Annotated in this window: 17 protein-coding genes; 10 read left to right on the plus strand and 7 right to left on the minus strand. The window is 63.2% G+C overall.

Going from position 1 to position 21934, the window contains the following annotated elements; translation table 11 throughout:
- Positions 1-4: 4 nt before the first annotated feature.
- Entirely contained in the window at positions 5-1180 is a 1176-nt protein-coding gene (gene entC / locus GT756_RS05410; RefSeq protein ID WP_160124582.1) for an isochorismate synthase EntC, read from the minus strand.
- Positions 1181-1410: 230 nt separating this feature from the next.
- On the opposite strand from entC, the gene fepB reads away from it, so the two are divergent.
- On the plus strand, positions 1411-2328 hold the full coding sequence (gene fepB / locus GT756_RS05415) for a Fe2+-enterobactin ABC transporter substrate-binding protein (RefSeq protein ID WP_153650209.1): 918 nt from the start codon (positions 1411-1413) through the stop codon (positions 2326-2328).
- Between the two features lie 128 nt (positions 2329-2456).
- On the opposite strand, the gene entS is transcribed toward fepB, so the two are convergent.
- Positions 2457-3698 carry an enterobactin transporter EntS gene (gene entS / locus GT756_RS05420; RefSeq protein ID WP_017899055.1) on the minus strand — a complete coding sequence of 414 codons (1242 nt, stop codon included), beginning with the start codon at positions 3696-3698 and terminating at the stop codon, positions 2457-2459.
- Between the two features lie 112 nt (positions 3699-3810).
- Between entS and fepD the strand changes: the two genes are divergently transcribed.
- The 3 genes from fepD to fepC are packed head-to-tail and all read left to right on the plus strand — an operon-like array spanning position 3811 to position 6598.
- Positions 3811-4818, plus strand: a complete 1008-nt coding sequence (fepD, locus tag GT756_RS05425; RefSeq protein WP_004885733.1) for a Fe(3+)-siderophore ABC transporter permease — start codon at positions 3811-3813, stop codon at positions 4816-4818.
- Positions 4815-5807: an iron-enterobactin ABC transporter permease gene (fepG, locus tag GT756_RS05430; RefSeq protein ID WP_049004480.1), complete on the plus strand. Its 993-nt coding sequence runs from the start codon at positions 4815-4817 to the stop codon at positions 5805-5807. Before fepD ends, fepG begins: the two co-directional genes overlap by 4 nt.
- Complete coding sequence (gene fepC, locus GT756_RS05435; RefSeq protein ID WP_004885728.1) at positions 5804-6598, plus strand: iron-enterobactin ABC transporter ATP-binding protein; 795 nt, start codon at positions 5804-5806, stop codon at positions 6596-6598. Before fepG ends, fepC begins: the two co-directional genes overlap by 4 nt.
- A 64-nt stretch (positions 6599-6662) precedes the next feature.
- Here the strand turns inward: fepC and entF are convergent, their stop codons facing one another.
- From entF to fes, 3 genes are read right to left on the minus strand one after another with little or no spacing between them, the layout of a single operon-like run.
- Positions 6663-10544 carry an enterobactin non-ribosomal peptide synthetase EntF gene (gene entF / locus GT756_RS05440; RefSeq protein WP_135682956.1) on the minus strand — a complete coding sequence of 1294 codons (3882 nt, stop codon included), beginning with the start codon at positions 10542-10544 and terminating at the stop codon, positions 6663-6665.
- Positions 10545-10554: 10 nt separating this feature from the next.
- Entirely contained in the window at positions 10555-10758 is a 204-nt protein-coding gene (locus GT756_RS05445) for an MbtH family NRPS accessory protein (RefSeq protein ID WP_135682954.1), read from the minus strand.
- Between the two features lie 27 nt (positions 10759-10785).
- Positions 10786-11994 (minus strand): enterochelin esterase, encoded by a 1209-nt coding sequence (fes, locus tag GT756_RS05450; RefSeq protein WP_160124583.1) that lies wholly within the window; start codon positions 11992-11994, stop codon positions 10786-10788.
- A gap of 259 nt (positions 11995-12253) precedes the next feature.
- On the opposite strand from fes, the gene fepA reads away from it, so the two are divergent.
- Positions 12254-14482: a siderophore enterobactin receptor FepA gene (gene fepA, locus GT756_RS05455; RefSeq protein WP_017899050.1), complete on the plus strand. Its 2229-nt coding sequence runs from the start codon at positions 12254-12256 to the stop codon at positions 14480-14482.
- Positions 14483-14548: 66 nt separating this feature from the next.
- Positions 14549-15178, plus strand: coding sequence for an enterobactin synthase subunit EntD (gene entD / locus GT756_RS05460; protein ID WP_160124584.1), 630 nt, complete (start codon positions 14549-14551; stop codon positions 15176-15178).
- A 36-nt stretch (positions 15179-15214) separates the two neighbouring features.
- Here entD and GT756_RS05465 read toward each other — a convergent pair whose 3' ends face one another.
- Entirely contained in the window at positions 15215-16150 is a 936-nt protein-coding gene (locus GT756_RS05465) for a transketolase family protein (protein ID WP_023319935.1), read from the minus strand.
- On the minus strand, positions 16143-16973 hold the full coding sequence (locus GT756_RS05470) for a transketolase (protein ID WP_049092511.1): 831 nt from the start codon (positions 16971-16973) through the stop codon (positions 16143-16145). The genes GT756_RS05465 and GT756_RS05470 overlap by 8 nt, the downstream gene beginning before the upstream one ends.
- A 382-nt stretch (positions 16974-17355) precedes the next feature.
- On the opposite strand from GT756_RS05470, the gene GT756_RS05475 reads away from it, so the two are divergent.
- The 4 genes from GT756_RS05475 to GT756_RS05490 all read left to right on the plus strand — a co-directional run bounded on the left by GT756_RS05475 (position 17356) and on the right by GT756_RS05490 (position 21934).
- Positions 17356-18306 carry a sugar-binding transcriptional regulator gene (locus GT756_RS05475; RefSeq protein ID WP_002893602.1) on the plus strand — a complete coding sequence of 317 codons (951 nt, stop codon included), beginning with the start codon at positions 17356-17358 and terminating at the stop codon, positions 18304-18306.
- Between the two features lie 347 nt (positions 18307-18653).
- A complete protein-coding gene (locus GT756_RS05480) occupies positions 18654-20174 on the plus strand; it encodes an FGGY family carbohydrate kinase (protein ID WP_023319934.1) in 1521 nt (506 codons plus the stop codon).
- Between the two features lie 160 nt (positions 20175-20334).
- Positions 20335-21270, plus strand: coding sequence for a D-ribose ABC transporter substrate-binding protein (locus GT756_RS05485; RefSeq protein ID WP_004176926.1), 936 nt, complete (start codon positions 20335-20337; stop codon positions 21268-21270).
- Positions 21271-21313: 43 nt separating this feature from the next.
- Positions 21314-21934, plus strand: coding sequence for a DUF2291 family protein (locus GT756_RS05490; protein WP_017899045.1), 621 nt, complete (start codon positions 21314-21316; stop codon positions 21932-21934).

Raw genomic sequence — 21934 nt, forward strand, 5'->3', positions numbered from 1 at the left:
CCTCTTAATTCAAGCCAAATACGTTAAGCATGGTGGTCAGTTTGACGCCGGTTTCGCGCCATTCGCCCAGCGGCGAGGAGGCCGGAACAATGCCCGCGCCGGCAAACAGGCGCAGCGTACGCTGCTGCAGACGCGCGCAGCGGATGGTCACCACCCATTCGCCGTTGCCTTCATCGTCACACCAGCCGACGATGCCGCCGAACAGCTGACGGTCGAAGGGTTCCAGTTCGGCAATCAGGCGCTTCGCCGCCTGGTGCGGGAAGCCGCTCAGCGCCGGAGTCGGATGCAGCAGGCAGGCCAGCGACATGGCATTTTCTTCCGCCAGCGCCGTGCCTTCGATCGGCGTCGCCAGATGCCAGAGCGTCGGGGTGGTGATCAGCTGCGGCGATGACGGCAGCGACAGCTGGCTGCTGCGCGGGCCCAGCACGCTCTTCATCGCCTGGGTCACCAGCTCGTGCTCATGGCGATCTTTGCCGGACGCCAGCAGCCTGTTGCCCGCTTCGCGGTCCAGCACATCGTCAGGCTGGCGGCGGGCGGAGCCGGCCAGCGGCAGTGAGCTGAAGTGCGCCCCTTCTTTACGCAGCAGTAGCTCCGGGCTGGCGCCCAGCAGCACGCCGCCGTCGGCGAGCGGCACATGGAAGTTAAAGCTGGCGGGGTTCTGAGCGATCAGGCGCTCCATCAGGGCGCCGCTATCGACAGGATCGCGGGTGGTGATATCGATTAGTCGTGATAGCACCACTTTGTCGACTTCCGGGGTGGCGGTCAGCGCGGCGGTGCGTTCCACCATGGCTAGAAACGCGTCCTGCTCCGGGATCTCCCGGCGCTCCACCACCGCCATCGCCTCCAGCGGCGCGGCATAGCGGGCGGAACGCTGTTTTTCCGGTCGCGAGAACGCTTCCCAGCGCTCGGGGATATAAAGCTCGGAAGGCTGACAGGTGTCGAACGGGATGGCCCCGACCATCACCGGCTTGCGGATCCCCGCCGCCCGGGCCTCGGCAAAGGCGGCGGCCATCTGCTGCTGGAACTCGCCGTTCAGCGCATCGCCGCCGACAGCGGGCGCTGAGAGGCGGCGGAAGCAGCCTGAGGTGCTAAAACTGCGGTACGGCGACATAAAGAAGAAGCTGTCCGGCGACAAGGTCCGGGTAGGTTTCTGTACATCCTCAGCCAGTGACGTTTCCATATCATCCTCCAAAAACGATAAATATATTACGAATAATTATCATTTGTATTTTGGTTGGCTAACCTAAAAGGTATTGCCCGCCATGTCAACCGCGTTACGTCATCGCGCCGCCACTTTGGCTTGCATCCTGTCAACGCAAAGTTGAAAATGAGACGCATTTATTACCCTTCGAATCAGGATGCGTTGACGTGAACTTCTCTTCTTTTTGCCGCCGCGGTGCGCTGACCGGCATGCTGTTGTTTTTAGGAATTACCTCAGCCCAGGCGGCGGACTGGCCGCGTCAGGTCACCGACAGCTACGGGACACACACCCTGCCGAGCCAGCCGTTGCGCATTGTCTCCACCAGCGTGACCCTCACCGGCTCGCTGCTGGCGATTGACGCCCCGGTGGTCGCCAGCGGCGCCACCACCCCGAACAACCGCGTGGCCGATAGCCAGGGCTTTCTGCGCCAGTGGAGCGAGGTCGCCAAAGCCCGCAAGCTGGCGCGGTTGTATATCGGCGAACCGAGCGCGGAAGCGGTGGCCGCCCAGATGCCGGATCTGATCCTGGTGAGCGCCACCGGCGGCGACTCCGCCCTGCCGCTGTACGATCAGCTCAAAACGATCGCCCCAACGCTGGTCATCAACTATGACGATAAAAGCTGGCAAACGCTGCTCACCCAGCTGGGGCAGATCACCGGCCATGAGCAGCAGGCCAGCGCGCGCATCGCCGACTTCAATAAACAGCTCGTTTCGTTAAAAGAAAAAATGAAGCTACCGCCGCAGCCGGTCACCGCCCTCGTCTATACCGCGGCCGCGCACAGCGCCAATATCTGGACGCCGGAATCGGCCCAGGGGCAGATGCTCCAGCAGTTGGGCTTTAGTCTGGCGACGCTGCCAGGCGGCCTGCCCGCCAGCCACAGCCAGGGCAAACGCCACGATATCGTGCAGCTGGGCGGGGAGAACCTGGCGGCCGGACTGAACGGCCAGAGCCTGTTCCTGTTCGCTGGCGACCAGAAAGATGTCGATGCCATCTACGCCAACCCGCTGCTGGCGCATCTCCCGGCGGTCGAAGGGAAACGCGTCTACCCGCTGGGCACCGAGACCTTCCGTCTTGACTACTACAGCGCCCTGCTGGTGCTCCAGCGTCTCTCCAGCCTGTTCGGCTAACGCGGGCTGTGCCATCAGGACGGGAACCCAGCCTGAACGCTTTGCCGGGCGGCGCTGCGCTTGCCCGGCCTACAATGCCCCCCCCAGGCCCGGTAAGGCGCAGCCGCCACCGGGCAATCGCCCCCTACTTAACTTTCTTTGACGATTTCCGGGCGCTGGAAGCGGCGCAGCTCGCGTAGCAGCCCCACCAGCAGCACGCCGACGAGGGCCAGCGCCCAGCCGCTGGCGCTGGCGGAAGCGACCGGCGTCATCACCGCCCCTAACCCGCCGAGCAGCGCCGCGCCGATGGCGTCGCCGGTAACGTTCTGGGCGGTCCACAGACCGTTAATCCGCCCGAGCATATGTTCCGGCGTCTGGGTCTGGATCAGGGTGTACTGCAGCAGCGAGCTAATAGCGCTCAGCCAGCCAAACAGCGCCAGGCACAGCGCGCCCAACGCCCAGTGCGGCATCAGGCTGAACAGCGCAATGGCGACAAAGGAGCACACCGTCGTCGCCAGCATCAGCGCGCCCGGCCGCACGGTCTGGGCCAGCTGGCCGCTGGTCAACGCCCCCAGGGCCGCGCCGAGCGGAATCGCGGCGTACAGCAGGCCAATCTGTCCGGCCGACATCTGCCAGCTCCCGGCCAGCGCCGGATAGAGCACCCGCACCGCGCTGGCCATGGTCAGCAGGCCGCCGAGCAGCGCAATCCCGCCGATAAGCGGGCTCTGACAGAGGAAGGTCAGCCCCGCCAGCAGGGCACGCAGCGGATGCTCGCGCGGCTGCGGAGGCGGCGGCAGCTGCGGCAGACGCAGCAGGGTTAAGGTGGTGATAAACGTCCCCGCCGCCGCCAGGCCGAAGTTCCACGCCACGCCGCCGGAGGCCAGCAGCAGGCCGCCGATCATGGGCGAAATCACCGAGCCCAGGCGCACCGTCAGCATAGTGATGGCCCCGGCCTGCATCAGATTTTCCCGCCCCACCAGCGCCGGGGTCGCCGCCAGCAGCGCGGTCACACCTAAAGAGGCGAAGAAACCGTCCCAGATCCCCAGCAGATAAATCGCCGCCAGCGACGGCTCCGGCAGCAGGGCGTTCAGACACAGGCCGACAAAGCCCACGCCGCAGGTGCCGCGCGCCAGCAGGATCAGGCGTTTGCGCTCATAGCGGTCAGCCAGCACGCCCCCCACCATCAGGCCAATAAACATCGACGCGCCGGTCAAGGTCACCGACAACCCGACCTGCCAGGTCGAATGGGTCATCATCTGGATCTGCACCGGGATGGCCACGCCCAGCAGACCAAGCGACAGAATAGAGATAAAGCGAGCGATAAAAACGGCGCGAAACGCCGGGTGAGTTTTCAGCAGGCTGAGGTTAAGCAGCCAGGATTGTCGGTTCATTACAGCGCCTTGTCGTTATTTTTAATACCCTTTTTCCTGTGGGTCATGCTACCATAGCTGAATAAAATCGATAACGATAATTACTATCATTATCATATCAGGGATGTCAGTTATGTCGTTTTCTACGACCGCGGTACGCTCTGTCGCCGTGCCCGGATTGTTGCTACTACTCGCCTTAGCCGCCGCGCTTAGCCTGACCATCGGCGCCAAATCGTTGCCGATCGGCACGGTATTCACCGCCTTTAGCGGAACCTGTCAAAGCGCCGACTGCACCATCGTGCTGGATGCGCGCCTGCCGCGCACCCTGGCCGGTCTGCTGGCGGGCATCGCCCTCGGTCTCGCCGGCGCGCTGATGCAGACGCTCACCCGTAACCCGCTGGCCGACCCCGGCCTGCTGGGGGTCAACTCCGGCGCCAGCTTCGCTATCGTCCTCGGCGCGGCGCTGTTCGGGATCACCTCTCCACAGGAGCAGCTGCTGCTGGCGTTTTGCGGCGCGCTCTGCGCCTCGCTGCTGGTGGCCTTCACCGGCAGCCAGGGCGGCGGCCAGCTGAGCCCGGTGCGCCTCACCCTCGCCGGGGTCGCCCTTGCGGCGGTGCTGGAAGGGCTGTCCAACGGCATCGCCCTGCTCAACCCCGACGTCTACGATCAGCTGCGCTTCTGGCAGGCCGGTTCGCTGGATATCCGCACCCTGCAGACGCTGAAAATTGTCCTGCTGCCGGTGGTGGTGGCGGGGATCGCCGCCCTGCTGCTGAGCCGGGCGCTTAACAGCCTGAGCCTCGGCAACGATACCGCCACCGCCCTCGGCAGCCGCGTCGCCCGCACCCAGCTGATCGGCCTGATCGTTATCACCGTCCTGTGCGGCAGCGCCACCGCCGTCGTCGGCCCTATCGCCTTTATCGGTCTGATGATGCCGCATATGGCGCGCTGGCTGGTGGGGGCCGATCATCGCTGGTCGCTGCCGGTCACCCTGCTCGCCACCCCGGCGCTGCTGCTGTTTGCCGACGTGATTGGCCGCCTGCTGGTGCCCGGCGAACTGCGGGTATCGGTGGTGAGCGCCTTTCTCGGCGCGCCGGTGCTGATCTGGCTGGTGCGCCGCCAGCCGCGGGGAGGTGGCCTGTGATTGCCCCGTCCCGCCGCCTGATAGCCAGCTGTCTGCTGCTGATGGCCGCCAGCCTGCTGATTTCCCTGCTCGGGCTGGCGCAAGGCCCGGTGCCGCTAACGATTGACCAGGTGTTCTCGGCGCTGTTCGGCGACGCGCCGCGCAACGTCACGATGGTGGTAAACGAATGGCGGCTGCCGCGGGTGTTAATGGCGCTGCTCATCGGCGCCGCGCTCGGCGTCAGCGGCGCCATTTTCCAGTCGCTGACCCGTAACCCGCTCGGCAGCCCGGACGTGATGGGCTTTAACACCGGCGCCTGGAGCGGCGTGCTGGTGGCGATGGTGCTCTTCGGCCAGAACCTGACGGCGATCGCCCTGGCGGCGATGGCCGGCGGGGTGCTGACCTCGCTGGTGGTCTGGCTGCTGGCCTGGCGCAACGGGATCGAGACCTTCCGCCTGATCATTATCGGCATCGGCGTGCGCGCCATGCTGGTGGCATTCAACACCTGGCTGCTGCTGCGCGCCTCGCTGGAGACCGCCCTTTCTGCGGGCCTGTGGAACGCCGGATCGCTTAACGGCCTGACGTGGGGTAAAACCTGGCCGTCAGCGCCGCTGATCCTGTTGATGCTGGTGGGCAGCGCCCTGCTGGTTCGCCGGATGCGGCTGCTGGAGATGGGCGACGATACCGCCTGCGCGCTGGGGGTGCAGGTCGAACGCTCGCGCCTGCTGCTGATGCTGGTGGCAGTGGTGCTCACCGCCGCCTCGACGGCGCTGGCCGGGCCAATCTCATTTATCGCGCTGGTGGCGCCGCATATCGCCCGCCGCCTGAGCGGCACGGCCCGCTGGGGATTAACCCAGTCTGCCCTGTGCGGCGCGCTGCTCCTGGCGCTGGCCGATTACGGCGCCCAGCGGCTGTTTATGCCCTGGCAACTGCCGGTGGGCGTGCTAACCGTCAGCCTCGGCGGTATTTACCTTATTGCTTTGTTGATTCAGGAGTCCCGCAAAAAATGAGTGCTGTCCCCTCCCGTTTGCGCGGCGAGCAGTTAACCCTGGCCTACGGGAACAAGACTATCGCCGAGTCGCTGAACGTGACCATCCCTGACGGCCACTTCACCGCCATTATCGGCCCCAACGGCTGCGGCAAATCGACGCTGCTGCGCACCCTCAGCCGCCTGATGACGCCGGCCAGCGGCCATGTCTGGCTCGACGGCGCGCAGATCCAGCAATATGCCACGAAAGAGGTTGCCCGCCGCATCGGACTGCTGGCGCAGAATGCCACCACTCCTGGCGATATCACGGTGCAGGAGCTGGTGGCCCGCGGGCGCTACCCGCACCAGCCGCTGTTCACCCGTTGGCGCAAAGAAGATGAAGCGGCGGTAAACAACGCAATGCGGGCGACCGGAATCAGCGACCTGGCGCTGCAGAGCGTCGATACGCTCTCCGGCGGCCAGCGCCAGCGGGCGTGGATTGCGATGGTGCTGGCCCAGGAGACAGAGATCATGCTGTTGGATGAGCCGACCACCTGGCTGGACATCAGCCATCAGATCGACCTGCTGGAGCTGTTGAGCGAGCTGAATCGCGAGAAGGGCTATACCCTGGCGGCGGTGCTGCACGATCTTAACCAGGCCTGCCGCTACGCCACCCACCTGATCGCCCTGCGCGACGGCAAGATCGTCGCCGAGGGGGCGCCGAAGGAGATCGTCACGGCGGAACTGATTGAACGAATTTACGGCCTGCGCTGCACGATCATTGAGGATCCGGTGGCGCATACGCCGCTGGTGGTGCCGCTGGGCCGCCGGTAATTCTCCCTTTCCCCGGCTTGCGCTACCCTGAGCCGGGCTACCTGCTGTAGCCCGAACTCAACCGTTATCCCAGAATCTCCTTGACCACCGGGCCGATGGCTTCAAAGGCCTGCGGGGAGATAATGTCGACGTGGGCGCAGTTCTGGCTGAACACCTCCAGCTCGCCCACCCATGGGCCCCATACGACCTGCGGATCCATCCCCGCCTGCCGCGTCTTCTCCGCCACGAACAGCGTCGCCTTGCCGTCAAACTTCGCGCTGTGCGCGGTGGTTAACAGCCGTACCGCATCGGCATAGTTGGCTTCGATGGCGCTGAACAGCTCGCCGGAGGCTTGCCCCTGCTGGGCGGCAAGAAACGCTTCGCGCTCGCGGGCAATCTCCGCCAGCACCGCCGGATCCAGCCCGTTAGCCTCTTTCTCCGCCCAGTTTTGCGTCTCCGGCGGCCAGGTATCCAGCAGGCCGAGGAAGGCCACCGCTTCGCCGCGCTGGCGCAAGCGGGCGGCAATGCCCTGGGCTAAGGTGCCGCCCAGCGAATACCCGAACAGGTAATAAGGGCCGTGCGGCTGCTGCGCCAACAGCGTTTGCAGATGATGCTCGCAGACCTCGTCGAGGCTGGCGGCGCTGGCCATCGGCCCCTGCGGGCGCGGCGACTGAATACCGGTAATTGACCAGCGCGGGCTGAGATAGCGCGCCAGCACGCTGAACTGCCAGGCGAAGCCGGAGGCCGGATGGAAGCAGAACAGCGTCGGACCGTCGCTCTCGCGCAGCGGCAGAAGCGTATCCAGCCCCAGTCGCTGAGCCTGCTCATCGCTGAGATCGGCCGCCAGCAGCGCGCTCAGTTTGCCCACCGTCGAGGCCACCATCACCTGCCCCGGGGTCACCTGTCGCGCCAGCTGGCGGCTAAGCTGTGCCGCCAGGCGCATCGCCAGCAGCGAATGGCCGCCGAGGGCAAAGAAATCAGCGTCGATATCATTCACCTCGCAGCCCAGCAGCTGACTGAAGGCGGCGGCGACAAGAGTTTCCATGCCGGGCTCCGGCGGCCGGCCGCTGCGCTCGCCGCCGAGGGTCGGCAGCGGCAGCGCTTTGCGATCCAGTTTGCCATTAGCGCTGAGCGGTAGGTCAGCGAGCTGCATCAGCACCACCGGCACCATATGCGGCGGCAGCTGTTCCGCCAGCCGCGCTTTCAGCGCCGCGGTATCCAGCGGCAGGCCGGAGTCAGAGACCAGATAGCCCACCAGCTGCCGGGCATCGCCGCCGGTCGCCGCCGCCTGGTTGAAGACGCAGGCGTGACTCACCGCCTGCGCCACGTCCGGCAGGGCCGACATCGCCCGGTCAATCTCGCCAAGCTCGATGCGCTGCCCGCGGATCTTCAGCTGATCGTCGCTGCGGCCAAGATACTCCACCGCGCCGTTCGCCAGCCAGCGCGCCACGTCGCCGGTACGATACATCCGCTCGCCGGGGGCAAACGGGTCGGCGATAAAGCGACTGGCGGTGAGGTCCGGACGCCCCAGGTAGCCCTGCGCCAGCTGAATGCCGGTGAGATAAAGATCCCCCGCCACCCCCGGCGGCACCGGGCGCATCGCGGCATCCAGAATGCGCAGCCCGGTGTTCCATACCGGCCAGCCAATCGGCACGCTGCTGCCGGTCACCGCCGCCAGCTCAGGCCCGCAGGCCGGATACCAGCTGACGTCCACCGCCGCTTCCGTCGGGCCGTACAGGTTATGCAGCGGCGCGCCGGTCAAGCGCTCCCACTCGCGGCACAATTCCGTCGGCAGCGCTTCGCCGCTGCAGAATACCCGCCGCAGCGTGCGGCAGGCGGCGACGCTGTCGGCATCCAGCGAGGCGACAAACGCCGCCAGCATCGACGGCACAAAGTGGGTGGTGGTCACGCCGTAGTGGGCGAAGAACTGCTGCATCGCCTGCGGGTCGCGGTGCGCCTCCGGCTCGGCCATCACCAGCCGCGCGCCGGCGATAAACGGCCACCAGAACTCCCACACCGAAACGTCAAAACTGCACGGTGTTTTCTGCGCCACCACGTCGTCGGCAGATAACGGATAGCGATCCTGCATCCACAGCAGGCGGTTGACGATGGCGGTCTGGCCGACCATCACCCCTTTCGGCCGTCCGGTGGAGCCCGAGGTAAAGATGATGTAGGCGGTATGGTCCGGTTTTGACAGCGCCAGCGGCGCGTCATCCGCAACGGCCAGCGGCTGCTGGTAGCAGAGGCTCTCCAGCCCGGGGATATCGCTGAAGCGGGCCAGCTGATCCTCCGAGGCGATCAGCAGCGACGGCCGGGCGTCTTCCAGCATCATCCGCAGACGGTCGTCCGGGTAGCCGGTGTCCAGCGGCAGCCAGGCGGCCCCCGCTTCGACAATGCCGTGCAGCGCCAGGGTCAGGAACACCGAGCGCGGCAGGGCCACCGCCACGCTGTCGCCCGGCTTCACGCCGCGTTGACGCAGCAGCTGCGCGAGCGCCACCACCTGCTGACGCATCTCGCGATAGCTGAACTGCCAGTTTGCATCCGCCAGCGCTGGGGCATCAGGAGTCTTCCGCGCCTGGTCGGCCACCAGCGCGCTGAGGGTGGTGGCAGGCAGCGGCATAGCGGTATCGTTGACCGCCGCCAGCCGGGTCAGCTCGTCGGCGGAGAGCATCTCCGCGTCGCCGCAGCGCAGCGTCGGATCGGCGGCAAACTGTGCCAGCAGCGCGGTCAGTCGCGCCATGTGGCGACGCAGCTCGGCTTCATCATACCGGGCCTTGTTGGCGAGGATCTCCAGCGACAGGCCGCCGGTCTCATCGGGGAACAGCGCCAGCTCAAGATCGTTGACCGGGCCGGTGGCGAGAGTATGGGTCACCGCCTCGACGCCGTCGATATCCAGTTGGTAATCAAAGAGTTTGACGTTCAGCACCGGGCCAAACAGCGGTTCGTCCCCTGCCGCTTTGCCGCTGTCGCGGACGATCTGCTCGGCGTCATAGCGCTGATGGCGGCGCATCTTTTTCAGCTGAGCGGCGAGGCGCATCGCCAGGTCCGCCAGCGTCTCCTGGGCGTCAATATGCACCGCCAGAGGCAGGACATTGAGCACCGGCCCCGTCGAGGTCAGCGCCGCTGAGCCCATCCGGCGCATAAAGATAAAGCCCGCCGCGTAGTCCATCCGGTTGCACAGGCGGCCCAGCCACAGCGTGGTGAGCGCCAGCGCCAGATCAGCGGGCTGACACTGCGGCACATGGCTGGCCAGGCGGCGGAAGGCGTCGGCGTTCATCTCCAGCTTCATCCGCCAGATATCGCTCCCGGCGGCGCGTCCGCCCAGCGGCGCGGCAGAGAGTGAGGCGGGAGCCGGTAACGCCTGACGCTGGGCCTGCCAGAAAGCTTTATCCCGCTGCCAGGCCTCGCTGCCGGCGTAGCGCTGGTACTCGTCCACCACCTCGGCGAAGGAGGTGAAAGGCGACTCAGGAGTGGCTTCCCCGCGCTGCCAGGCGCGGTAGATGGCGGCGATCTGCCGGGTTATCGCCGGGAAGCTAAAGCCATCCACCAGCAAATGGTGATAACGCTGATACCAGTACCAGCGGTCGTCGCCGACGCGCAGCAGCTGATGGCACACCAGCGGGTTACCGCCGTCGACGCGCAGATCCTGCGCCAGATCTGCCTGCATCCGCTCCGTGGCGGCACGATGCGGATCCGGCGTCGTACGCAGGTCAATGATGGGCGGTTCGGCAAAGGTGCGCTCCGCCGCTACCCACTGCCAGACTTCCCCCTCCTGTTCCTCAAAGCGCAGGCTGAGGGTGTCTGCCTGCTGCAGACCGGCGACAATCGCCTTACCCAGCAGCGCCGGGTCGAGCGCGCCCCGCAGTTCAACATAGTGGGCCACGCTCCAGGCGCCTGGCAGAGTGGAGAGGCGCTCGGCCATCCAGATCCCCGGCTGCGCGGCAACCAGCGGTAAACGAGTGGTCATTGTCAGCTCCTTATGCCGCATGATGGGCGGGGGTCAGGGTTGACCAGTTGGCCGCCAGCCAGGCGTTGCAGGCCTCGGCCGACTGCGGGGGGCACACCACCGCCCAGCCGGCAGGCAGGTCGCAGTGCGCCGGCCACAGGCTGTACTGCTGCTGATCATTGCGCAGAATGTAAAACTGCCCTTGCGGATTGTCGAAGGGGTTACTGAATTGCATATCAAACTCCTGTCGTAAAGCGCTGTGCTAAGGGGGCGACAGCAGAGGCTGCCAGAGCTGGATAAGCCCTGCCGTCAGCCCGCCTCGCCAGCAGAGCGCATCATGCCCGCCGTCAACCTGACGCCAGAAAATTGTCTGCTGCGTGGTGGTGAGTTGCGCCAGCAGCGCCTGGTTGGCGCGAAAAATAATCGGTTCACGCTGGCCCGCCTCCAGCCAGATGCGCAGCCCGGCCGCGGACGCCTCGCCCTGGCGCAGACGTTCGCCGATAAAGCCCTCCCCGCGGCCATCGCGATGCGGCCACCAGTAGGAGCCTGACTGGCTGAGCACGCAGCCAAAGCGCTGCGGCCAGTTGAGGGCGGCGAACATCGCCGCCAGGCCGCCGAAGCTTTGCCCGGCCACCACCGTCCGATCCGGGCGGTCGCTGAACAGAGCATGGCCGCGGACCAGGGGCAGGAGCTCCTCCTGCACCGCCAGCCAGAAATCGCGATGACAGGGCAGCTCAACCCCGCGGCGCTGGTTATCGATCGCGTCGATCAGCAGGTAGACCGCCGGCGGCAGTCTCCCCTCGCGGGTCAGCGCGGCCAGTGGCGACCACACCGGCATGCTTTCGGCCCAGAACTGGCCGTCAAGCAGGATCGCCAGCGGCCGTGTTTGCGGATCGACGGCCTCGCCGGGGGTGTAGATCCAGACCCGGCGATGGTTGCCCAGACGCGCGCTGCGCCACTCAAGGCAACGAGCGGGAGAATGCGCTGCATTAAGCTGGTCCCAGCCGGGCTGCGCCGGCGCCTGCGGCATCTCCAGAGCCGAGACCCCATGGCCGCGTCCACCCCGCCAGCTGTGCGGGTTCAGCGGATCGGCTATCGCCCGCGGCAGCAGTTTGCGCCAGCCTTCGCGCAGCAGCGCGCGGTCCGGCTTATCAGCGCTGAACACCTCAGGGGAAAAATCATCGTCACGGTCGGAAGGAATAAAGCAGTAGCTGCCGCGCCAGGTCGGCGACAGCGTGGTTCGCCAGCACCAGGCGTCGGTCCCGGGCAGACGTTGCAGCGATTGCGGCCGCGCATTTTGATGGTGGTCGGTCACGCCGGTGATATAGAGCCATACCCGACGGCGTGGAGAACGCGTTTCATCCCCTGCCGGATCCCGCCACCAGAACGTCACCTCGATGGCGCCATCCACTGCGCGGGACTGCGGCCCCTGCAGGGTTCGCCACCACTCCTCGCTTCCTGTCGTTAACATTCTGTCATTAACCCTATGTATCGCGTGACTTTTTTAATTAATTGTCATTCTTTATTGATAATATTATTGATAACTATTTGCATTTGCAATAGCGTATTAGCGCGCCGTGGGAAGCGCGTCTTTCACAACACATGTCGAAGAGAGCTTATTCAGCTAGCGACGGAGTGCCTTTGCCCTCTTCCGGCAACATTTATGCCGCCTCCCCTCCCGGTGGGAAGGGGCGTTTGGGGAACGTGGCGACAAAAAAGCAGGAATAACAATGAATAACAGGATCAAATCCCTGGCCTTGCTGGTCAATCTGGGAATTTACGGGGTTGCTTTTCCGTTAAGCGCAGCGGAAACCGCCACCGACGATAAAAACAGCGCCGCGGAAGAGACCATGGTGGTCACCGCCGCCGAGCAGAACCTGCAGGCGCCGGGCGTCTCCACCATCACCGCCGATGAGATCCGCAAGCGTCCGCCGGCGCGCGACGTCTCGGAGATCATTCGCACCATGCCGGGGGTCAACCTGACCGGCAACTCCACCAGCGGCCAGCGCGGCAATAACCGCCAGATTGATATCCGCGGCATGGGCCCGGAAAACACCCTGATCCTGATCGACGGCAAGCCGGTCACCAGCCGCAACTCTGTGCGTCTCGGCTGGCGCGGCGAGCGCGACACCCGCGGCGACACCAGCTGGGTGCCGCCGGAGATGATCGAACGCATCGAAGTGATTCGCGGCCCGGCCGCCGCCCGCTACGGTAACGGCGCCGCCGGCGGCGTGGTGAATATCATCACCAAAAAAACCGGCGATGAGTGGCACGGCTCCTGGAACACCTATATGAACGCCCCGGAGCACAAAGACGAAGGCTCCACCAAGCGCACCAACTTCAGCCTCAGCGGCCCGCTGGGCGGCGATTTCAGCTTCCGCCTGTTCGGTAACCTCGACAAAACGCAGGCCGACGCCTGGGACATCAACCAGGGTCATCAGTCCGAACGCACCGGGATCTATGCCGACACCCTGCCGGCCGGGCGCGAAGGGGTAAAAAATAAAAACATCGATGGTCTGGTGCGCTGGGAATTCGCCCCGATGCAGTCGCTGGAGTTTGAGGCCGGCTACAGCCGCCAGGGGAACCTCTATGCCGGCGACACTCAGAACACCAACTCCAACGACCTGGTGAAAGAGAACTACGGCAAAGAGACCAACCGTCTGTACCGCAACACCTACTCGGTCACCTGGAACGGCGCCTGGGACAACGGCGTGACCACCAGCAACTGGGCGCAGTACGAACGCACCCGCAACTCGCGCAAAGGCGAAGGTCTGGCCGGGGGTACCGAGGGGATCTTCAACAGCAACCAGTTCACCGATATCGATCTGGCGGATGTGATGCTGCACAGCGAAGTCAGCATCCCGTTCGACTATCTGGTTAATCAGAACCTGACGCTGGGCAGCGAGTGGAACCAGCAGCGGATGAAGGATAATGCCTCCAATACCCAGGCGCTGTCGGGAGGAGAAATTCCGGGCTACGACAGCACCGGCCGCAGCCCGTACTCGCAGGCGGAGATCTTCTCCCTGTTCGCTGAGAACAACATGGAGCTGACCGACACCACCATGCTGACCCCGGCGCTGCGTTTCGATCACCATAGCATCGTCGGCAACAACTGGAGTCCGTCCCTTAACCTGTCCCAAGGGCTGTGGGACGACTTCACGCTGAAGATGGGCATCGCCCGCGCCTATAAAGCGCCGAGCCTGTATCAGACCAACCCGAACTACATTCTCTACAGCAAAGGCCAGGGCTGCTACGCCAGCAAAGACGGCTGCTATCTGCAGGGGAATGAAGATTTAAAAGCCGAGACCAGCATCAACAAAGAGATTGGCCTTGAGTTTAAACGCGACGGCTGGCTGGCGGGCGTGACCTGGTTCCGCAACGATTACCGCAACAAGATTGAGGCAGGCTATGCTCCGGTCTATCAAAACGGTAAAGGTACCGATCTCTACCAGTGGGAAAACGTGCCGAAAGCGGTAGTGGAGGGCCTGGAGGGCACGCTCAACGTCCCGGTGAGCGAGACCGTCAACTGGACCAACAACATCACCTATATGCTGCAGAGTAAGAACAAAGAGACCGGCGATCGTCTGTCGATTATCCCGGAATACACGCTAAACTCCACGCTGAGCTGGCAGGTACGCGATGATGTTTCGCTGCAATCGACCTTTACCTGGTACGGCAAACAGGAGCCGAAGAAGTACAACTATAAGGGTCAACCGGTTACCGGCAGCGAGAAGAACGAGGTCAGCCCCTACAGCATCCTCGGCCTGAGCGCGACCTGGGACGTCACCAAATACGTTAGTCTGACCGGCGGCGTGGATAACGTCTTCGACAAGCGCCACTGGCGCGCGGGCAACGCCCAGACCACCGGGGGTGCCACCGGCACGATGTACGGCGCCGGCGCCGAGACCTACAACGAATCGGGCCGCACCTGGTACCTGAGCGTCAACACCCACTTCTGATAGCGGGTTCTCCCTGCCCCGCCCTTGCAGGATAAAGGGCGGGGACAACCACGGTATTCTTGCCCTATGCACATCCATCACGCCACCCTGCCGCTGGCCGGCTATACGCTGCAGCAGATCGATTTCGACCCGGCGACTTTCCAGCCTGAAGATCTGTTGTGGCTGCCCTACCACGCCAGCCTGAGCGGCTGGGGCCGCAAGCGGCAGGCGGAGCACCTGGCCGGGCGCATCGCCGCGGTGTACGCCCTGCGCGAGGCCGGGGAAAAACAGCCTCCCGCCATCGGCGATCGGCGCCAGCCGCTGTGGCCCGCGCCCTGGTTCGGCAGCATCAGCCACTGCGGCCAGCGCGCGCTGGCGGTAGTGACTGACCGGCCGGTGGGCGTCGATATCGAGCGCCAGTTTACGCCACCGCTGGCGGCGGAGCTGGAGAGCAGCATTATCAACGAGGTGGAAAAAAAGGTGCTGTTACACAGCGGCCTGCCCTTCCCGCTGGCGCTGACGCTGGCGTTTTCGGCGAAAGAGAGTGGGTTTAAGGCGACGCCGACGGCAAGCCAGCGCGCGCTGGGGTTCGACGACTTTCAGATCGTGGAGGTAACGGCAAGCACCGTAGCGCTGCGGTTTGCGGGGCAACGCTATCCGCTGCACTGGACCGCGTCGGAGGAGCAGGTCATCACGCTTTGCGCATTGCAGCAGTAAACGCCCGCGCGCTTCACGCGACGGGCGTTCAGACCATCAGCCCCTGTTTTGCACCCGGGCGACGATGGCGGCGGCATCAAACCCGTGGTACTGGCGCATCCAGCCGCGATCGGCGGCGGCGGCGTACTCCCCGTCCGGGATCCCCAAGCGCTGTAGAGTCATGCCCACGCCTGCTTCCGCCAGCACCTCCGCCACCAGGCTGCCCAGACCGCCGTTGACGTTATGCTCTTCGACGGTGATCACCGAGCCGCACGGCCGAAGCGCCGCCAGCAGCGCCGCGGTATCGCAGGGGCGGATCGACGGCACGCTGACCACTTTCGCCTGAACACCAAGGTCGGCAAGCTGCTGCGCTGCCTCCACCACCTCATGCACCGTCGAACCGGTGGCCACCAGCGCGACGTCCTCGCCTTCGCGCAGGGTCAGCACGGCGCCGGGAACAAAGCGATACGACTCGTCAAGCAGCTCCGGCAGCGCCTTGCCATCGAGGCGAATATAGACCGGGCCCTGATAAGCAAGGGCATAGTCGATAATCTGCCGACATTCGCGCGGCGTGGAGGGGGCGAAGATCTGGATATTGCCGAAGCCGCGCATCACCGCCAGATCGTCAATCGCATGGTGGGTGCTGGCCAGCGGACCGTAGCTGGCCCCGGCGTTAAGGCCAAACAGCTTCACGTTGGTGTTGTTGTAACAGACATCCACTTTGATTTGCTCATTGGCCCGCGAAATGAGAAACGGCGCGGCGTTACAGGTCACCGCCACTTTGCCGCCCAGCGCCAGACCAGCGGCGGTGCCGACCATACTCTGCTCAGCGATGCCGACGTTCACCAGCCGGCCGGGAAACTGCTTAATAAAGGGGGCGATTTTGGCCGTCGACGTGGAGTCGGCCACCACCGGCACCAGATCGACACCGCTTTCCACGGCGGCGATAAAGGCCTCGACCATGACGTTAGCCAGGTGTTCTGCATTACTCATCTTTCAGTTCCTCCAGCGCCAGAGCGATCTCTTCACCTTTCGGCACCCGGTGGTGCCACTCCGGGCGCCCCTGGATAAAGGAGATCCCCGCGCCTTTCGTGGTGTTGGCAATAATGACGTTTGGTTTACCCTTCTGCTGCAGCCCCTCGATGGCTGCGACCACCGAGGCCATGTCGTTCCCCTGGCATTCGCTGACCGCCATGCCGAAGGCGCGCCATTTGTCGGCCAGCGGATCGGTATTCATGATTTCGCGCGTCGGCCCGGCCAGCTGGAGATTGTTCTTATCATTAATAATGACCAGGTTATCCAGACCGTAATGCGCCGCTGCCAGGGCGGCTTCCCAGTTGCTGCCTTCCGCCAGTTCGCCGTCGCCAGTGATCAAAAAAATGCGGCGGGTGCTGTTGCTTTTCTTCGCGGCCAGCGCCAGCCCCACCGCAACAGGCAAACCGTGGCCCAGCGCGCCGGTGTTCAGCTCAATACCCGGCGTTTTCTGCCGCACCGGGTGGCCCGGGAGATGAGAATTAGCATGCTGGTAGGTCTCCAGCCACTCGACCGGGAAGAAGCCGGCCTCCGCGAGGACGCAGTAGTAGCAGCCCACCGCGTGGCCTTTCGACTGGATATAGATATCGCGCTGCGGGTCGTCGAGCCGATCCGGCGCGACGTTGAGAACGCGGAAATAGAGTGCGGTTAACAATTCGACCTGCGAGAGGTCGGCCCCGGTGTGGCCGCCGGCCGGACTATTGGCGTTTAAGCGCACAATGTGGCGCCGCACCGCGCGGGCTTTACACTCCAGCGTCTGAATATCAAATCTGTAGGGATTCATTTCACACCTCTGAATTTATTTTCAGCATGGAATATTTATTCCAGCAAGGACTAAAAAAACCAGATATCCCTATGCCGGGTGGTAAGCCTTCTGCCACAGCGCCCTACTCAGGAACATTCTGCCTCCCGCTCCGGACTTAGCCCGGAGAAACACGTTGACTTGGAATCGCCTTGAATATATATTCAATGATGATTCTTTATTCGATTATGACCTGGCTGTTTTGTTTTTGTCCATAGTCGATTTTGAGGATTGGCAAAAGTTAGATGCCTGTCACACTTAAGTGTGATTTTTTTTCGCGTATGATAGAAGCCTCTATACCCTAAATAAAATGGCTGTCGCTAAGCGTCTGAACACAGGCGATAAATGATTTTCGAGGATTAATATGGCTAAGCAGGATGAACAACGGCTATTGGTTAAGATTGCCACGCTTTACTACCTGGAAGGACGAAAGCAGTCTGATATCGCCCAACTTCTCTCGCTCTCACAGTCATTTGTCTCCCGCGCCATTACCCGCTGCCAGAAAGAGGGCGTCGTCAAAATCAGCGTCGTACAGCCGTCAAACATTTTTCTGAAGCTCGAAAAAGGGCTTGAGGATCGCTACGGTCTTAAGCAGGCGGTGGTGGTGGATACCGAGGAAGAGGCCAGCGATCACACCATTAAGCGGGCGATTGGCTCCGCCGCCGCCCACTACCTGGAAACCCGTCTGCGGCCAAAAGATCTGATTGGCGTCTCCTCCTGGAGCTCAACCATTCGCGCGATGGTCGATGAAGTTCATGCGCAGAACCTGAAGGCCAGCGGCGTGATCCAGCTGCTCGGCGGCGTCGGGCCCAACGGTAACGTGCAGGCGACGATTCTTACCCAGACCCTCGCCCAGCGCCTGAACTGCGACGCCTGGCTGCTGCCGTCGCAGAGCATTGAGGGATCCATGGAGGAGCGCAACCGGCTGCTGGCCAGCAAGGACGTCGCGGACGTAGTGTCGCGCTTTGACGAGGTGGATATCGCCATCGTCGGCATCGGCATTCTCGAACCCTCCCAGCTGCTGAAAACCTCCGGGAACTACTATCACGAAGATATGCTGCAGGTGCTGGCGGCGCGCGGAGCGGTGGGCGATATCTGCCTGCACTACTACGACAAAAACGGCCATCCGGTGTTACGCGATGATGAAGATCCGGTGATCGGCATGGCGCTGGAGAAGGTCAAAAAATGCCCGAACGTGGTCGCGCTGGCCGGCGGCACTGACAAAGTCGCGGCCATCAAAGGCGCCCTCACCGGCGGCTACATTGACGTTTTAATCACCGATTATCCTACCGCCCGCATGCTGGTCAGCGACTAACCTGCCGCGCTGTTTTTCCTCTCTGCCGCCCTGACGCGCTTTTTTAGCCTCAGGGCTGGCCCTGTTAATGCATTGAAATTAAATGATTTAATCTACCACTCCAGCCGCCTGCCGCCGCTTTCGCCGATCGGCGAAATGTGATTGCCAGCACAATTGATGATTTTTCCGGTAGCCCGTCACCGGGTTTGTGGCTTAAGGTATCAAATAAATAATCACTATCGAATATATATTCAGTGATTAAGAAGATGATAACGAAATGTCACATCATGGCCTGCGTAAACGCATGAGACGGTGGAAGATATCCCGTCTCCGCTGTTCCAGGACACCGGGTGACCGAGGAGAGCACGATGCAGGCGACAGCAAAAGAGTTCATCATCGCCCTGGATGAAGGCACCACCAACGCCAAAGCGGTGGTGCTGGATAGCCGGGGCAAGGTTATCGTCAAATTCTCGCAGCCGCTGGCGCTCCAAACGCCGCGCGACGGCTGGGTGGAGCAGTCGGGCGAGGCGCTGGTGGCCGCCTCGCTGGCGGTGATCGCCAGCGCGGTGGCCCACGTCGGCGCGGAAAACGTCGCCGCGCTGGCCATCAGCAACCAGCGGGAAACCGCCATCGGCTGGTATCGCGACAGCGGCGAACCGATTAACGCAGCCATTACCTGGCAATGCACCCGCAGCGCCGCGTTCTGCGACACGCTGCGTCACGATCGCCAGGAACAGCGTATTAAACAGGCCACCGGCCTGCCGATCGCCCCGCTATTCTCGGCCTCCAAAATGCGCTGGCTGCTGGATGCGACTGCCGATGGCCGCCTGCGCGCCGAACGCGGCGAGATTTGCCTCGGCACCATCGACAGCTGGCTGCTGTGGAATCTGACCGCCGGAGAAGCCTTCTGCTGCGACTACTCCAATGCCGCCCGCACCCAGTTGTTGAATCTGCACCGCGGCGAGTGGGACGACGAGATGCTAGCGCTGTTCGGTATTCCGCGCGCGGCGTTGCCGGACATTAAACCGTCGAGCGGCCTCTTCGGCCATACCAAAGGGCTGGCCGCTATTCCAGACGGTATTCCCATTATGGCGATGATCGGCGACTCCCACGCGGCGCTGTTCGGCCACGCGCTCGGCGAAGCGGGCTGCGTGAAAGCCACCTACGGCACCGGCTCATCGGTGATGGCGCCGGTCAAATCGGCGCAGTGCGATATCGAGGCGCTGGCGACCACTGTCGCCTGGCACGATGGCGATCAGCTGGTGTGGGGGCTGGAAGGTAATATTCCCCACACCGGCGATGCCGTCGCCTGGATGGCGGACAGCACCGGTCTGAGCGAGCTCTCTGCCGCCGAGCTGGCCCATGAGCTGAACACCCTTCCCGCCTCCGTCGACTCGACCCTCGGGGTGTACTTCGTGCCGGCGCTGACCGGTCTCGGCGCCCCCTGGTGGGACGATAGCGCCCGCGGCGTGATCTGCGGCCTGAGTCGCGGGGTGAAACGCGCGCATCTGATCCGCGCGGCGCTGGAGTCCATCACCTATCAGATTGCCGACGTGGTGGTGGCGATGCGTCAGCATGAGGAGTTCACCCTGACGGCGCTGATGGTGGACGGCGGGCCGACCAACAATGACTGGCTGATGCAATACCAGGCCGATCTGCTCGGCTGCCCGGTGATGCGCAGCGACGTGCCGGAGCTGTCCGCCATCGGCGCGGCGTTGCTGGCGCGTAAAGCGCTCCATCCCGGGTCGACCGCCGACCTGCAGGCCTTCTTAACCGAACACAGCGCCTTTCAGCCCGACATGGCCCGCCACCAGCGCTTGCAAACGCGCTGGCAGGAGTGGCGCCATGCGGTCGACCGAACATTATGGAAACCGGACTCGCCAGCCTGAACGCCAGACTGCGCGACGACACGCATTCACTTATCACAGGAGAAACCCGGCCCATAACGATATCGCTATCCCCGAATGTATTCAGGGGAAATTTCAGACCGTAAAAGCCTGCCCGTTCAGGGGCTCATTTGTTCGAATATAAAAATACAGGAACAGAGTCATGAAATTACGTATAACCCTTTTAACCGCTGCTACCCTGACCGCCTTCTCCTTTGCCGCGCACGCCGCGGAGAAAGGCACCATTATGATCATGGTCAACTCGCTGGATAACCCGTATTACGCCTCGGAAGCCAAAGGCGCCAGCGAAAAAGCCCAGGCGCTCGGCTATAAAACCACCGTGCTGTCCCATGGCGAAGATGTCAAAAAGCAGAATGAGCTTATCGACACCGCCATTGGTAAAAAGGTGCAGGGCATTATTCTTGATAACGCCGACTCCACCGCCAGCGTCGCCGCCATTGAAAAGGCCAAAAAAGCCGGCATTCCGGTGGTCTTAATTAACCGTGAAATTCCGGTTGATGATGTGGCGCTGGAACAAATTACCCACAATAACTTCCAGGCCGGCTCCGAGGTCGCCAACGTCTTCGTCGAGAAGATGGCGGAGAAAGGCAAATACGCCGAGCTGACCTGCAACCTCGCCGATAATAACTGCGTCACCCGTTCTAAATCTTTCCATCAGGTCATTGACCAGTATCCGGATATGGTCAGCGTGGCGAAACAGGATGCCAAAGGCACCCTGATCGACGGCAAGCGCATCATGGACAGCATTCTGCAGGCTCACCCGGACGTGAAAGGCGTGATCTGCGGCAACGGGCCGGTCGCCCTCGGCGCGATTGCAGCGCTGAAAGCGGCCAACCGTAGCGATGTGATCGTCGTCGGCATCGACGGCAGCAACGATGAGCGCGACGCCGTGAAAGCCGGCACCCTGCAGGCGACCGTGATGCTGCAAGCGCAGGCCATCGCCGCTCAGGGCGTCACCGATCTGGATAATTACCTGCAAAAAGGCGAAAAGCCGGCCAAACAGCGCGTGATGTTCCGCGGCATTCTGATTACCCAGGATAACGCCGATAAAGTCCAGGATTTCAACATTAAGTCCTGAGTTCGGGTGGTTGCGCCCCCGCGGGGGCGCAGAGGAGAGCATTATGTTTAAGAAAACCTGTCTGACGCTAGCCGTACTGGCGCTTGGGGGCTGTCGCATCGTCTCGCAGCAGGAGCTGGCAGATCTGAAATCGCCGCCTAACCCGCATATGGCGAACATGGATAAAACCTGGCAGCAGAGCATCGTACCCCAGGTGGTGGCGAAAGCGCGCCCGGCGGCGGAACTGATGAGCGCGCTCAAGGCGGCAAAAGATATCGATAGCGCCTGCAAAGCCCTTGGCTACCGCGCGCAGGACGAAAACCCCTGCATCTTCTACGTCAAGGTTTCAGGTACTGTCAGCAAGCTCGATACCGCCTCGCGCAGCGGCAAGATGACCCTGTCCGACGCCAGCGTCGGCAATGTGACGGTGCAAATTGGCCCCACCCTGCGCGGCACCCAGCTGCGCGACGGCTACAGCGGCGCCAGCTATCAGGACTTTAACGACCAGGTGCTGTTCGGTGAGTACAGCAAGAATATCAACAGCCAGGCGGTCAAAATGATTCAGACAGCCAACGTCAAAACCGGCGACAGCGTGGATGTGTACGGCGTCTTCTCGGCGTGGGATATTCCGCCAACCCTCCCGGAAATTACCCCGGCGAAAATCGTTCACGCGGGGGGGCAATAA

Source organism: Klebsiella sp. Q2 (assembly GCF_009900705.1).
GTDB classification, from domain to species: domain Bacteria; phylum Pseudomonadota; class Gammaproteobacteria; order Enterobacterales; family Enterobacteriaceae; genus Klebsiella; species Klebsiella quasipneumoniae.